This window comes from Terrabacter sp. MAHUQ-38 (assembly GCF_014518425.1).
Taxonomy (GTDB): domain Bacteria; phylum Actinomycetota; class Actinomycetes; order Actinomycetales; family Dermatophilaceae; genus Terrabacter.
Genome location: NZ_JACVCU010000001.1, coordinates 1,219,522 through 1,232,507 on the forward strand (window position 1 = coordinate 1,219,522; position 12,986 = coordinate 1,232,507).

The 12,986-nt window shown below is 71.4% G+C and carries 12 protein-coding genes; 7 read left to right on the forward strand and 5 right to left on the reverse strand.

Annotated elements, in window-relative coordinates:
- Window positions 1–58 precede the first annotated feature (58 nt).
- Genes H9I49_RS05630 through H9I49_RS05640 form a run of 3 tightly spaced genes read right to left on the reverse strand, consistent with a single transcriptional unit; the run spans window position 59 to window position 3,310 of the window.
- Window positions 59–982: a carbohydrate ABC transporter permease gene (locus H9I49_RS05630; RefSeq protein ID WP_188029289.1), complete on the reverse strand. Its 924-nt coding sequence runs from the start codon at window positions 980–982 to the stop codon at window positions 59–61.
- Complete coding sequence (locus H9I49_RS05635) at window positions 979–1,935, reverse strand: carbohydrate ABC transporter permease (RefSeq protein ID WP_188029290.1); 957 nt, start codon at window positions 1,933–1,935, stop codon at window positions 979–981. Before H9I49_RS05635 ends, H9I49_RS05630 begins: the two co-directional genes overlap by 4 nt.
- A 58-nt stretch (window positions 1,936–1,993) precedes the next feature.
- Entirely contained in the window at window positions 1,994–3,310 is a 1,317-nt protein-coding gene (locus H9I49_RS05640) for an ABC transporter substrate-binding protein (RefSeq protein WP_188029291.1), read from the reverse strand.
- A 169-nt stretch (window positions 3,311–3,479) separates the two neighbouring features.
- Here H9I49_RS05640 and H9I49_RS05645 point away from each other — a divergent pair, with 169 nt between their 5' ends.
- The 4 genes from H9I49_RS05645 (at window position 3,480) to H9I49_RS05660 (ending at window position 7,308) form a co-directional block, all read left to right on the forward strand.
- Window positions 3,480–4,505, forward strand: coding sequence for a LacI family DNA-binding transcriptional regulator (locus H9I49_RS05645; RefSeq protein ID WP_188029292.1), 1,026 nt, complete (start codon window positions 3,480–3,482; stop codon window positions 4,503–4,505).
- Window positions 4,506–4,617: 112 nt separating this feature from the next.
- Window positions 4,618–5,763 carry an aminotransferase class I/II-fold pyridoxal phosphate-dependent enzyme gene (locus H9I49_RS05650; RefSeq protein ID WP_223128407.1) on the forward strand — a complete coding sequence of 382 codons (1,146 nt, stop codon included), beginning with the start codon at window positions 4,618–4,620 and terminating at the stop codon, window positions 5,761–5,763.
- Window positions 5,764–5,780: 17 nt separating this feature from the next.
- Complete coding sequence (locus tag H9I49_RS05655; RefSeq protein ID WP_188029294.1) at window positions 5,781–6,530, forward strand: DUF5995 family protein; 750 nt, start codon at window positions 5,781–5,783, stop codon at window positions 6,528–6,530.
- A gap of 91 nt (window positions 6,531–6,621) precedes the next feature.
- Window positions 6,622–7,308: a DedA family protein gene (locus H9I49_RS05660; protein ID WP_188029295.1), complete on the forward strand. Its 687-nt coding sequence runs from the start codon at window positions 6,622–6,624 to the stop codon at window positions 7,306–7,308.
- A 99-nt stretch (window positions 7,309–7,407) separates the two neighbouring features.
- Here H9I49_RS05660 and H9I49_RS05665 read toward each other — a convergent pair whose 3' ends face one another.
- On the reverse strand, window positions 7,408–8,679 hold the full coding sequence (locus H9I49_RS05665; protein WP_188029296.1) for an MFS transporter: 1,272 nt from the start codon (window positions 8,677–8,679) through the stop codon (window positions 7,408–7,410).
- Between the two features lie 130 nt (window positions 8,680–8,809).
- Between H9I49_RS05665 and H9I49_RS05670 the strand changes: the two genes are divergently transcribed.
- Together H9I49_RS05670 and bluB are read left to right on the forward strand one after the other, a co-directional pair.
- A complete protein-coding gene (locus H9I49_RS05670; protein ID WP_188029297.1) occupies window positions 8,810–9,322 on the forward strand; it encodes a MarR family winged helix-turn-helix transcriptional regulator in 513 nt (170 codons plus the stop codon).
- Window positions 9,323–9,356: 34 nt separating this feature from the next.
- Complete coding sequence (bluB, locus tag H9I49_RS05675; RefSeq protein ID WP_188029298.1) at window positions 9,357–11,024, forward strand: 5,6-dimethylbenzimidazole synthase; 1,668 nt, start codon at window positions 9,357–9,359, stop codon at window positions 11,022–11,024.
- Between the two features lie 41 nt (window positions 11,025–11,065).
- Here bluB and H9I49_RS05680 read toward each other — a convergent pair whose 3' ends face one another.
- The gene (locus H9I49_RS05680) at window positions 11,066–11,659 is read right to left on the reverse strand and encodes a TetR/AcrR family transcriptional regulator (protein ID WP_188029299.1); all 594 of its coding nucleotides are present in this window, start codon (window positions 11,657–11,659) and stop codon (window positions 11,066–11,068) included.
- A gap of 102 nt (window positions 11,660–11,761) precedes the next feature.
- On the opposite strand from H9I49_RS05680, the gene H9I49_RS05685 reads away from it, so the two are divergent.
- Window positions 11,762–12,982, forward strand: a complete 1,221-nt coding sequence (locus H9I49_RS05685; RefSeq protein WP_370587442.1) for an MFS transporter — start codon at window positions 11,762–11,764, stop codon at window positions 12,980–12,982.
- Window positions 12,983–12,986 lie beyond the last annotated feature (4 nt).

Sequence of the window (12,986 nt, forward strand, 5' to 3'; positions counted from 1 at the left end):
GAGCTCCGTGCTCGCTTTCGTCGTGCGGGGGGCGTCACGTCTGCGCTCACTTCTGCGCTCACTTCTCGGCGCCGGCCATGACGCCGCGCGTCAGGGTGCGCTGGAAGATGAGGAAGAAGATGACGCAGGGGATGAGGGAGATGAGAGCGCCGGCATTCGTCGTGGGGGCGTCCATGATGCGGTCGCCCTGGAGCGTCGCGAGCGCGACGGGCACGGTCTGCGTCTTGTTGGAGATGAGCATCACCAGGGGGATGAAGAACTCGTTCCACGTCCAGATGAAGAAGAAGATGACGAGCACCGTGAGCGTCGGGCGCGTGATGGGGAAGACGACGCGCCACAGGGTCTGCCACCGGCTCGCGCCGTCCAGGGCTGCGGCCTCGAGCACCGACCGCGGGAAGGTGCCGAGGACGGAGGCGAGCAGGTAGGTGCCGAACGCGCTCTGGATGACGGTGAAGATGATGATCACCGAGAGCTGCGTGTTGTAGAGGCCGACCTGCTTGGCGAAGAAGTAGAGCGGGTAGACCAGGGCTTCCTGCGGCAGCATGTTGGCGAGCAGGAAGAGCCCGACGATCCACAGCCGTCCCCTCACCCGGCCGATGCCGAGGGCGAACGCGTTGAGCAGCGACACGACGGTCGCCGCGACCGCCACGGCGCTCGAGATGATGATCGAGTTGAGCAGCTTCTGGGGGTAGTTCACCTGCTCCCAGTAGGTCGTCAGCCCCTTCGTGTAGATCTCGGTCGGCAGGCTCAGTGGGCCGTTGCTGCTGTAGTCCGACGGCGACTTGAACGCGTTGAGCAGCATGAGCAGGAACGGCGCGATGACGGCGAGGGCGCACAGGGTGATGAGGACGAGGACGACCCAACGGCCCGGGCCGCGGTGCAGCCGGCTGGTGAACCGGGGAGCCGGAGAGGCCGGCCCGTCGGTGCCGGGGGCCTGCGTCCCGGGAGCCTGGGTGGTGGAGGTGGTGATGATGGCGCTCATCGCTCATCCCTTCGCTCGGCCCGAGCCTGCAGGGCCATGAAGACCCCTGCGACGACCACGATGATCAGCGTGAGCACCGTTGCGATGGCGGCCCCGTAGCCGACGTCGAGCTTCTTGAAGAACGTGTTGTAGGCGAAGTAGGAGGGCACGTTGGTGCTGTTCTCCGGCCCGCCGCGGGTCAGTGCGAAGATCGGCGCGAAGACCTTGAGCGCGGCGATCGTGCAGGTCAGCGTGACGACGTAGGTCTCCGGGCGGATCTGCGGGATCGTGATGGCCCGGAGTCGGTCCCACCACCCGGCGCCGTCGAGCTCGGCTGCCTCGTAGAGCTCGGGGTCGACCCGGCCGAGCGCCGCCATGAAGATGACGACCGGGTAGCCGATCTGCACCCAGACGAGCACGAGCATGACCGCCGGCATGGCGAACCCCGGGTCGCCGAGCCAGTCCTGGCCCAGCGAGCCGAGGCCTACCGCCTCGAGGAGGCCGTTGACGGCCCCGTCCGGTCGCAGCACCCACCCCCACACGATGCCGGCCACGACGACCGGCAGGATCTGCGGGAGGTAGAAGGTCGCGCGCAGCACAGACACGACACCGGCTCCGAACCGGCGGCCGAGGTAGTCGAACAGGACGGCGGCGAGCACGAGGCCGATGACCGTGGGCACGACGACCATCGCGACGACCATCGCCAGCGAGTTGCGGAACGATGTCCAGAACACGTCGTCGGCGAAAAGCCTTGCGTACTGGTGGAACCCGGCGAAGCGGGGCTTGCCGACACCGGACCAGCGGGTCAGCGAGAGGTAGATGTTGTAGAAGAAGGGGATCCCGATGACGGCCGTGAAGAGGACCGCCCCCGGGATGAAGTACGTCCAGTAGGACGCCTCCCGGCGGCGCCGGCTCGTGAGCCGGCCGGTCGGGACCGACGCGTCGTCGGTGCGGCTGAGTGTGGCGCTCGACATGTTTCCTCCGTTCGGGGTGGGGCGGCTGGCCGCCCCACCCCGGTTGACGGCATCCGGGCTACTTGGCCTGGATCTCCTTGATGCCGTCGGCGTACGGCTTGGCCAGTGCGTCGAGCACTGCGCTCGGCTGCGCGGACTGGTTGATGAGCCCCTGCAGCTTCGCCACGAGCACGTCGTAGTAGCCCGGGACCGGCCAGTCGGGGTAGAAGGCGAGCCCGTCCTGGTCGAGGAGCGTGGCGAAGTCCTCGGTCATCTTCCGGGTGCGCTCGTCGGTGATCTTCGACGGGTCCCCCGCCACGGGCAGGCCGCCCTTCTCGCCGAGGAGGTCCTGGACCTCCGGGCGGAGCGTGATGTCGATGAAGTCGTAGGCGAGCGACTTCGCCTTGGAGTTCTCGGGCACGACCCAGAGGTTGCCCGAGGAGCCGGCATCGAGCTTGTTGCCGGGGAAGAGCATGGTGCCCCAGTCGAATCCCTTGATCTCGTCGGCGAACCGGCCGAACCACCAGCTGCCCGACACGATCATCGGCGTCTTGCCGCCGATGAAGGCCGTGCCCATGTCCTCCGCCTTGGCGCTCGCGGTGTTCTTTGCGACGTAGCCCTTCTTGACCCAGGCGTCGAAGGTGTCGGCGCCGTACTTCAGCGGGTCGGCGTGGAAGTCGACGGCCCCCTTGTAGAGCTGGTAGCTGTCGACGAAGGCACGATCGGCCTTGGACAGGGCCAGCTGGTAGTAGAGCTGGCCTGCGGGGTACTCGGCGCCGGACATCCCGAGGCCGGCAATCCCCTTGGCCTTGAAGGCTGCCAGCGCCGACTCGAGCTCGGCGAAGGTCGTCGGCAGCTTGACGCCGTTCTTCGTGAAGAGGTCCTTGTTGTAGTAGACCATGACGTACTCGCCGTAGTTCGGGACGCCGTACCAGACGTTGCCGCCCATGACGCCCTTCTCGTCGTACTTGGCCGTCGTCTGCAGGCTCGGGCTCAGCTTCTTGTCCCAGCCGCGCTTCTGCGCCTCTCCGGTCAGGTCGGTGAGCAGCCCCTGGGAGGCGAGCAGGCCGGCGGTGGCGTTGCCCTTGTTGTACTCCATGATGTCGGGACCCTCTTCGGAGTTGAGGATCATGCCGGCGTTCTGCTGGATCTGCTCGAACGCCTTGCGCTCGAACTCGACCTTCACACCGGGGTGCTCCTTCTTGAAGATCTCGATGGCCTTGTCCCAGGCCACGCCCATCGCGCCGTTCGCGCTCTCGTAGTGCCACAGGCGCAGGGTCTTGGCCCCGGTGTCGTCGGCACCCGCTCCCGGTGACTCGCCGCCGCTGCAGGCGCCCAGGGCCAGGGCCGCTGCGGCCGCAGCCGCCAGGGCTGCCCGGTGAAAGGAAAACCTCATTGTCGCTCCTTGGTCAGGTACAGTGTCGAAGCGCTTCGACTGTCCCATCGACAGCGGAGGGAGTCAATAGTTTTGCGGGAATACAAATTAGGCCGGAGGGCGATCCCGGCCGCGGACGACCGAGACGGAGGTGGCGGTGACCGAGCAGTCCCTCGCCTATGGTGATCGCATGCCCACGATCGCGGACGTCGCCCGAGAGGCCGGCGTGGCACCGAGCACGGTGTCCTACGTGCTGAGCGGCAAGCGGGCCATCTCGCCCGGGACGCGGGCCCGCGTCGAGGCCGGCATCGCCCGCCTGGGCTACCGGCCGAACGCCGGGGCGCGAGCCCTCGCCAGCGCGAGCACGAAGATCGTGGCGCTCGTGGCACCACTGCGCACCGACATCAACGTGCCGGTCATCATGCAGTTCGTCGCGGCCATCGCCCTGCAGTGTCGGGCTCGCGACTACGACGTGCTGCTCGTGATCAAGGACGAGGGCCCCGAGGTGCTCGACCGGATCGTCCAGGGCTCGATGGCGGATGCGCTCATCGTCATGGACGTCGAGGCCCACGAGCCCCGGCTCGAGAGCCTGCGCGGCTCCGGCTTTCCCGTCGTGCTCATCGGGGTGCCCGAGACGCCGGGCGACTTCAGCTGCGTCGACCTCGACTTCGCCGCAGCTGCGAGGGTCTGCGTCGAGCGGCTCGCGGAGCTCGGGCACCGCGACATCGCGCTCCTCGGTCCCACACCGGCGGTCTACGAGCGGGGGACGAGCTACGCGCTGCGTTTCCGGGACGGGTTCGAGGCCGGCGCGGCGGAGGCTGGGCTGCGCGCCTCGGTCCACGCCCTCAGCCCGGGCCACCACGAGGTCGAGGCCCAGGTCGACGCGCTGCTCCGTGACGAGCCGGAGGTCACGGGCCTGGTGGTGCACAACGAGGCGGCGCTGCCGGCCCTGCTCACGGCCCTGAGGTCGCGCGGCCGCGACGTCCCGGAGCGCATGTCGATCGTCGCCCTGTGCCCCGACGACATCGCCGAGGCGCAGTCGGTGCCACTCGACGCCGTGTCGATCCCCGCCGCCGACGTGGGCCGTCGCGCGGTCGAGCTGGCCATGGGCCAGCTGGCCGGGCAGCTCGGCGGCCAGGAGCTCCTCCCACCGCACCTGCAGGTCCGCGGCAGCGCCGCAGAGCCTCACCGCGTGGAGGTCACCGGTCGTCCGTGACCGGCGGCTCGTGTGCCCGGGACGCCACCCGGTGGGGGAGACTGGCGCGGTGACCACCCCGCCCCGATCGCTCCAGCCGTCACGCCGCTCGCAGGTGCCGCCCTTCCAGGTCATGGACGTGCTCGACCGGGTGGCCGTGCTGCGGGCTGACGGGCGCGACGTCGTGTCCCTCTGCGCGGGTGAGCCCTCGGGAGGAGCACCGAGCCTCGTGTCGGAGGCGGCGGCCCGTATCCACGCGTCAGGCCGGGCGCTGACGTACACGTCTGCTCTCGGCATCCGTGAGCTGCGAGCCGAGCTCGCCGCGCACTACCGCCGCTGGTACGACCTCGACGTCGACCCAGCGCGCGTCGCGATCACGACCGGTTCGTCGGGCGGGTTCGTGCTCGCCTTCCTCGCCGCCTTCGAGGCCGGCGACCGGGTCGCGCTGGCCCGGCCCGGCTACCCCGCCTACCGCAACATCCTGTCCTCGCTCGGCTGCGAGGTCGTCGAGATCGACTGCGGCCCCGACACCCGCTACCAGCCGACCCCGGCCCTGCTCGACGCCGCCCAGGCCGACGGGCCGCTCGCCGGCCTCATCGTCGCCTCGCCCGCCAACCCCACCGGCACGATGGTCGACCGCGGCGAGCTCGCCGCGATCGCCGGCTGGTGCGCCGACCACGGCGTGCGCCTCGTCAGCGACGAGATCTACCACGGCGTGACCTATCCCGAGCCCGGCGCCGCCGACCCGCGCGGCGTCTGCGCGTGGGAGCACGACGACGCGTCGGTGGTCATCTCCTCCTTCAGCAAGTACTGGGGGATGACCGGCTGGCGCCTCGGCTGGATGCTCCTGCCCGAGGACCTCGTGCGGCCCGCCGACGCGCTCGCCGGCAACGTCGCGCTGTGCCCACCCGCGCCCGCGCAGTATGCCGCCGTGTCGGCCTTCGCGGAAGAGTCCTACCGTGAGTGCGACGAAGCCGTCGCAGAGTTCGCTCGTACGCGAGAGCTGTTGCTGGACAATGCTGCCCGTCTCGGCTGGGGAGAGTCGGCGCCCCCCGACGGCGCGTTCTACTACTGGGCCGAGCTCGGACCGCAGCTCGAGCGCTGGGGGAGCTCGGCGGCATACGCGAGCGCCCTGCTCGAGCAGGCGGGCGTGGCGATCACGCCGGGCGGGGACTTCGACGACCGCGCCGGCGGGCGTTCGGTGCGGCTCAGCTTCGCGGCGGGGAGCACGGCCGTCGGCGAGGCGATCGAGCGGGTCGTCGCCTTCCACGGCGGCTGACCGCTACGGTCCCCCGTATGGGGTGGTTCACCGATCTCGTGACCGTCGTCCGTCAGCGGCTCGGCGGCCGCACCGAACCGGTGCCGCCGGGCCAGCCGGCATCGATCGAGGAGCTGCTCGAGCGGATGCGGGTCGTCGGGCAGACGTTGCCCGACGGCGACGGCGTCCGCGCCTTCCACGAGATGTACGTCCGCGTCACCGAGCTCGTGCGCGACCGCGTCGTCGAGGGGCACTTCAGTGACGCGCGGTTCATGACTCGGCTCGATGTCGTCTTCGCCGGCCTCTACCTCGAGGCGGTCGCCGCGCAGCGGCCCGCGCACGCCTGGGCGCCGGTGCTCGACTGCCGCCGCACGCCGGGGATCCTGTCGATCCAGTTCGCGCTCGCCGGCATGAACGCCCACATCAACCACGACCTGCCGGTCGCCCTCGTGCGCACCTGCCGCCAGCTCGGCACGAACCTCGACGCCCCGGGGGTCGAGGCGGACTACCGACGCATCACAGGCATCCTCGAGTCGGTGCAGGAGCAGGTGCGGCAGTCGTTCTTCGACGGCATCCACCTCGAGCTCGACCGCTGGGCGGCCCCCGTGTCGAACCTCGTCGCCTCGTGGAGCATCGGCCGGGCGCGCGAGGCCGCGTGGACCAATGCCCGTGTCCTCGGGGAGCTCGACGGGGTCGAGCCACTGCGTACCGAGTTCCTCGACCGGCTCGACCGCAGCGTCGGGCTCGCGGGCCGCTTCCTCCTCACGCCGGTCGCGGTGGCGGCCTGAAGGGTCGCTGGACATCGCTCAGGGTCGAGCCGGGGTCGCGTGGGGGACGAACCCGATGGCCCGAGGCGGCCGGCTCGGCGAGCGTGGGGGCATGCTCGAGAGCCTCACCGACCAGCTGCTCGCCCTCGCCGGATCCCCGTGGGCCCTCGTGCTCCTCACGGCACTCTGCATGTTCGACGCCCTGCTGCCGCCGGTGCCGAGCGAGACCGTCGTCATCGGGCTGGCCACGCTCGGGGCGGCCGGCCACGGCGCCAGCCCGTGGCTCGTGCTGGCGGTCGCCGCCTCCGCGGCCTGGGTGGGTGACCGCCTCGTCTTCGAGCTCGGCCGGCGCCTGCCCGCGGCACGTCTGGCCGTTCACAGCCCCCGCGTCGGCCGCGCCGTCGAACGGGCGGGGCGGCTGCTGCGCGAACGCGGTGCGCCGTTCATCGTGTCGGCGCGTTACGTCCCGACGGGCCGGGCGGGCGTCAACCTCGCCGCCGGAGTCACGGGCTACCCGTCGCTGCGGTTCGCCGCCCTGTCCGCGGTGGCCGTGACCCTCTGGGCGCTGTGGTCCGTGGGTCTCGGCGTCGGGGTGGGTGCCGCCCTCGCCGACGAGCCGCTGCTCGCGATGGTCCTCGGCGTCGTCGGCGGCGTCGTCATCGGCCTGGTCATCGAGGTCGCGCTCCGCCGGGTGCGCGGCCGCCGGCGACCGCGGCCGTATGCCGCGTCCGACCTGCCGCTGTCCGGCTCAGCGGCGCTGGAGTCCTTCGGCGTCGCTGAGCCGGACCCGCGTCGCTGAGCCGGACCCGCGTCGCTGAGCCGGACCCGCGTCGCTGAGCCGGACCCGCGTCGCTGAGCCGGACCCGCGTCGCTGAGCCGGACCCGCGTCGCTGGGCCGTCAGGCGGCGACGGCGAGGGGTGCCGGACGGGTCTCCGTCGGGAGCGCCTCGACCGGCTGCTCGCCGGTGCGGTGGCGCAGGGTGCGGCGCAGGCGCCACGCGCCGTAGACGGCGACGAGGCTGATGACGAGGTGCAGACCGAGGAAGCCGTTCGTGAGGCCCAGGCCGAGCAGGGCGCCCGCGACGAGCGGGCCGACGGCCGAGAAGGTCGTCTGGATCGCGGTGAACATGCCGAGGGTCGTGCCGACCAGGCCCGCGGGGGCGAGGCTCGCCGTGAGCGGGTTGAGGACGGGGGCGTACATCGTCTCGCCGACCGCGAAGATGCCGAACGTCGTGACGAAGAGCGCGGCCGCGACCTCGGGCGTCAGCTGAGCGACCGACAGCACGACCCACGACACCGTCCACACGCCGCCCACGACCATGAGCAGGCTCGCTGCGTTGCGCCGCGCGGTGACCCGCACGACGACGACCTGCAAGGCGACGATGACGACGCAGTTGACGGCGGCGGCGAGACCGATCGCGGACTCGTCGACGTCGAGCACGGTGAGGGCATACGCCGGCAACCCCGACTCGAACTGCGCGTAGAAGGCGAGGGCGAGCGCGACCGCCACGACCGCGGTCCAGCGCAGCGCGGGCACGGCGAAGATGCGGCGCAGCGCCTCGAGCGTGCTCGGTCGCGCCTCGGCGTCACCGGCGGCGAGGTCGGGTGCGACCTCGGCCGGCGCACCGATGCCGGCGAGGTGGATGATCGCGGCTGACAGCGCGAAGCCGACACCTGCCGCGACGAAGGCGAACATCATGCCGTCGGCCCGTGACAGGTCGACGAACTGGCCGGCGACGAAGGCGCCCACGGCCATGCCGATGGCCTCACCCGTGAACTTGTAGGCGAAGACCTTGCGTCGGTCGTCGCCGCCGGCCCACCGCAGCACGAGCACGGACGCGGCGGGGGCGGCCGCGGTCAGGCCGAAGCCGAAGACGAACATGCCGACGAGGAACGACCCCGCCGACTCGGCCCAGACGAGGCTGCCGACACCGACGGCGGCGAGCAGCTTCGCGAGGACGGCGACGGTGACCGGGTTGAAGCGGTCGCTGAGGCGGCCGGCGAAGGGAGCCGCGACGAGCGCGCCGACGGAGAACAGCGTGCTGGCCAGGGCGGCCGCGAAGGCGCCCCAGCCGCGGGTGTTGGCCGCGTACGCGTACTGGTAGGGCAGTACGGTGCCCCATCCGAGCATGCCGATGGAGGAGGCGAGGACGAGGAGCTTGGTGCGCACGGGTTTCACACCCTTTCTGTTCTGGGGACGCGGACCGTCGGTCAACGTGGTTTCGAGCTCGAATATTTCGTATTCGAATTTCGATGTCGAAAGAATAGCAGGTGGCCCAAGGGTGGAACAATGCCTTTCCATGGCAGCGAAGCGACGACAGACCGCCCAGCAGGAACATGCGGCCGACGTCGCGACCTACGTCGCGGCCGGCGGCGAGGAGTCGGTCCAGCGCGTCATCACCGCGGTCTACGCCGTGACGAAGAAGCTCGACCAGTGGTACGCGCGCCAGTTCGCCGACCTCGACCTGAGCCAGGGGGAGTGGTCGGTGCTCGCGGCGCTCGCCCGCGCGGGCGACACGTGCCTGACGCCGAGCCAGCTCGCCGACCTCTCGAGCGTCGCGCCGTCGTCGATGACGCACCGGCTCGACAAGATGGCAGGCCGGGGCCTGCTCGAGCGCCGCCCCGACGAGTCCAACCGCACCCGCATCCTCGTCTCCCTCACGAAGGAGGGCTGGAACCTCTTCAGCGCCGCCGTCCGCGAGTCCAACGTCGTCGAGAGCGACACCCTGCGCGGCCTGTCCACGTCGGAGCGCCACGAGCTCGCCCGACTTCTCGAGATCGTCATCGACGGCCTCGACGACATCGAGGCCTGACCGGCGGACCCCAGTCGCTCGTTAGAGTTCGCCCGTGAGCTACCGCAGGCCCGTCCCGACGATCGGCGACGCGTCGTCGGCCGCCGAGCGCGCCCAGGTGCCCGACGCGTGGGCGCTGCGCGACGACCTCGCATCGCTCGAGCGCGTCGTCGGGGCGCGCCGCGACATCCGTCGCTTCCGGCCCGACCCCGTGCCCGAGGACGTGCTGACCGCCGTGCTCACGGCCGGCCACCGCGGCCCCTCGGTCGGGCACAGCCAGCCGTGGCGGTTCATCGTGGTCACCGAGGCCGCCACGCGCGACACGGCGGCGCTGATGGCCGACCGCAGCCGCCTGCGTCAGGCCGCGGGCATGGCCGAGGAGTCGGCTCGTGGCCTGCTCGACCTGCGGCTCGAAGGCATCCGCGAGGCTCCCATCGGGGTCGTCGTCGCGTGCGACCGGCGCACCCCGCCCGCCGGTGTGCTGGGCCGGGCGACGTTTCCGGACGCCGACCTCTGGTCGTGCGCCGCCGCCATCGAGAACATGTGGCTGACCGCGCGTGCGCACGGCCTCGGCCTCGGCTGGGTCACCCTCTTCGAGCCGGCCGAGCTCGCCGACCTGCTCGGGCTGCCTGACGGCGTCGAGACCCTCGGCTGGCTCTGCCTCGGCTGGCCCGACGAGCGCCCGCCCGAGCCCGGTCTGGAACGAGCCGGCTGGTCGAAGCGCCTCCCGCTCGAGCAGGTCGTCATGCGCGAGCGCTGGACCGAGCGTGACGCGCCGACGTCCCACCTCAGGGCTCCCGAGCCCGCCGACGTCGTCGCCGCGCGCGACCGTTCCGACGACCTGCTCACCGTGCCCGGCTCGCTCGGCGTCCTCGACACCGTCCTCGACCGGATCACCGCGCTGCCAGCCGTCGAGGGCCGGGGCACTCTGGTCGTGGCGGCCGCCGACCACGCCGTCACGGCATACGGCGTCACGGCGTTCGACCCGTCGGTCACAGCCGACGTCGCCCGTGCCACCCGCGAGGGCACATCGATGGGCGCGGTCGCCGCTCGCGCCTCCGACCTGGAGGTCGAGCTCATCGACGCCGGGATCGGTTGCAGCAGAGGTGATCTCGTCACTTCTGACGCTCTCGACGAGCCGACGTATGCCGCCCTGCTGGGTCGCGGTCACGAGCGCGGTCGCGCCCTGGCCGGGAGCGGTCCGGTCGCCCTCGGTGAGGTCGGTGTCGGCAACACGACCGTGGCTGCCGCGCTCGCCGCCGCGCTGCTCGAGCTCCCCGCCGAGGACGTCGTCGGACGCGGCTCGTCGGCGGACGCGGCGATGATCGACCGCAAGCGCGACGTCGTGACGCGAGCCTGCGCGCGCGTCGGTCGCGTCGAGGCGGCGGAGGCCGTGCGCCGGCTCGGTGGTGGCGAGCTCGCCGTGCTGACGGGTCTCGTCCTCGGTGTGGCCGAGGCCGGTGGGATCCTCGTGCTCGACGGGCTCGCGACGTCCGTGTGCGCCCTGGCCGCCGTGCGTGTCGAGCCGGCCGTCGCCGCGCACCTCGTGGCAGGCCAGCGCTCGCGCGAGAAGGCCCACGCCGCGGTGCTCCGCGAGCTCGGTCTCGAGCCGCTCCTCGACCTTCGCATCCGTGCGGGGGAGGGCGTCGGCGCGGCGCTCGCGACCGGCCTGGTCAAGGACGCACTGGCCCTCCGCAGGGGCGTCGCGCGCACGCGCGCCTGACGCCGGGTCCAGGCCTTCCGGTACGAGCCCGGCTTTCGGCATCACCTCGACGTCGTGAGCTCCGCGGTGCCGCGAGGCGAGGCGTGGAGCACGCCGGCGGCGAGGTCCCTGGCGAGACGCACGGCATCGGGGTGTGCGTCGAGCTGGGAGTTGGCCACCGCTCCGTCGTAGAGCAGCTGGAGCCGCTTGGCCACGTCGTCGGGATCGCTGAAACCAGCCTCCTGGGCCAGGGCGAGGAGCATGTGGGCCAGCCAGCCGCGGAACGTACGCAGGGCCTGGTGCTCCACGCTGCCGGGTCGCGCCTCGGCGCTCGCGTTGGCGAAGGCACACCCCTTGTAGGTGGGTGAGGTGACCGCTTCCTGGAGCGCGTCGAACACCGCGAGGAGTCGCTCGACGGGATCGTCGAGGCCCTCCTGGTGGCGCGCGATCCGTAGCCGCCGCTGCTCGTCGCGCCCGGCGAGGTACGCGGCGACGAGGTCGTCCTTGCCGGAGAAGTTGTAGAAGAGCGAGCCCTTGGCCACGCCGGCCTCGTCGATGAGCCGGTCGATTCCGACGGTGTGCACGCCTTCGGCGTAGAAGAGCCGGTCGGCCGCATCAAGCAGCCGCTGACGGGCGCTGGGACGCTTCTCAGCCATTCCTCCACGCTATCAGACAGATTTGTCTAAATGACGCTTGACACGACTGGACCGACCTGTCTAAATGGAACGCAGTTAGACCAACCTGTCCAAGGAGCCCTCGTGTCTCGCACCATGCCACCGTCGCCAGCGTTCGCCGGGGTCGCCGTCGTCTTCGCAGCCTTCTTCTTCGCAGCCGGCGCGCCCACGCCGCTGCTGGCGCTCCGTCAGCAGGAGTGGGGCTTCTCGGCGGGCATGTTCACCATCGCCTTCTCGACCTATGCGCTCGGACTGCTGGTGGCCCTCCTGGTCGGGGGATCGCTCTCCGACCATGTCGGTCGACGCCCGGTGCTGCTCACCGCGTTGTACGTCGAGCTGGCGTCGATGGTCGTCTTCCTGGTGGCGCCGTCGATCACGTGGGTGGTCGTCGCGCGGGCCGTGCAGGGCCTGGCCACCGGTCTCGGGACCAGCGCCTTCAGCGCGGCCATCGCCGAGCACGCGCCCGCTCACCTCAAGAAGCTCGCGGGCGGCCTCGCCGGTGCTTCAGTGGCAGGCGGTCTCGGCCTCGGCGCGCTGCTGACCGGCGCGGCCGTGCAGTTCACCTCGGACCCGAACACGCTCGTCTTCGGCGCACTCACCGTGACCATGGTCCTCGCCATCGTCCTCGTGACCCTCACCGCCGAGACGGCCGAGAGGCGGCCCGGAGCGCTTCGGTCGCTGACCCCGCGCATCACGCTCCCCATCCACGTCCGTGGCGAGTTCCTGGCGGGCATCCCGGTTCATGTCGCGGGCTGGATGTTCCCGGCGCTGTTCCTCGGGCTGTCGCCGGCACTTCTCCGGCTCCACTTCGGCCTCCAGGACGGTCTCGTCGTGGGCTTCACGGCCTTCGTCGGTCCCTTCGCCGCGGCCCTCTCGGGTTTCGCGTTCGCTCGGCATGCTGCTCGCCGCAGCACGCTCGTCGGCCTCGGCCTGATCCTGCTCGGCATGGCCGTCGTCCTCGCCGGCGTCACGGCGACGTGGCTTCCCCTGGTCTGGCTGGGTGCCCTGCTCGGTGGCGCGGGCTTCGGCGGGACGTTCGGTGGTCAGCTTCGTCTGATCGCACCGCAGGTCCAGGCGCACCAGCGCGCCGGCGTCTTCGCCGGTGTCTACACGGTCGCGTACCTCTCGTTCGGTGTGCCGGTCATCGTCGCCGGGCAGCTCGCGCCCCGATGGGGCCTGATCCCCACGGTCGAGTCGTACGCCGCGGCCGTCATCGTCCTTGCCGTCGTCGGGATCGGCGTCCAGGGGCTGCTCGCGCGGCGAGACGCCGCAGCCGCGCCGGTGGTGACCGCGGCGACTGCCTGACCCC

What these genes read in the sequence shown, in the direction of transcription:
- H9I49_RS05640 (WP_188029291.1), bottom strand. Translation starts at nt 3,310, where the DNA reads ATGAGGTTTTCCTTTCACCGGGCAGCCCTGGCGGCTGCGGCCGCAGCG.
- H9I49_RS05670 (WP_188029297.1), top strand. Translation starts at nt 8,810, where the DNA reads ATGGCAGCGAAGCGACGACAGACCGCCCAGCAGGAACATGCGGCCGAC.
- H9I49_RS05630 (WP_188029289.1), bottom strand. Translation starts at nt 982, where the DNA reads ATGAGCGCCATCATCACCACCTCCACCACCCAGGCTCCCGGGACGCAG.
- H9I49_RS05635 (WP_188029290.1), bottom strand. Translation starts at nt 1,935, where the DNA reads ATGTCGAGCGCCACACTCAGCCGCACCGACGACGCGTCGGTCCCGACC.
- H9I49_RS05680 (WP_188029299.1), bottom strand. Translation starts at nt 11,659, where the DNA reads ATGGCTGAGAAGCGTCCCAGCGCCCGTCAGCGGCTGCTTGATGCGGCC.
- H9I49_RS05650 (WP_223128407.1), top strand. Translation starts at nt 4,618, where the DNA reads ATGGACGTGCTCGACCGGGTGGCCGTGCTGCGGGCTGACGGGCGCGAC.
- H9I49_RS05655 (WP_188029294.1), top strand. Translation starts at nt 5,781, where the DNA reads ATGGGGTGGTTCACCGATCTCGTGACCGTCGTCCGTCAGCGGCTCGGC.
- H9I49_RS05660 (WP_188029295.1), top strand. Translation starts at nt 6,622, where the DNA reads ATGCTCGAGAGCCTCACCGACCAGCTGCTCGCCCTCGCCGGATCCCCG.
- H9I49_RS05645 (WP_188029292.1), top strand. Translation starts at nt 3,480, where the DNA reads ATGCCCACGATCGCGGACGTCGCCCGAGAGGCCGGCGTGGCACCGAGC.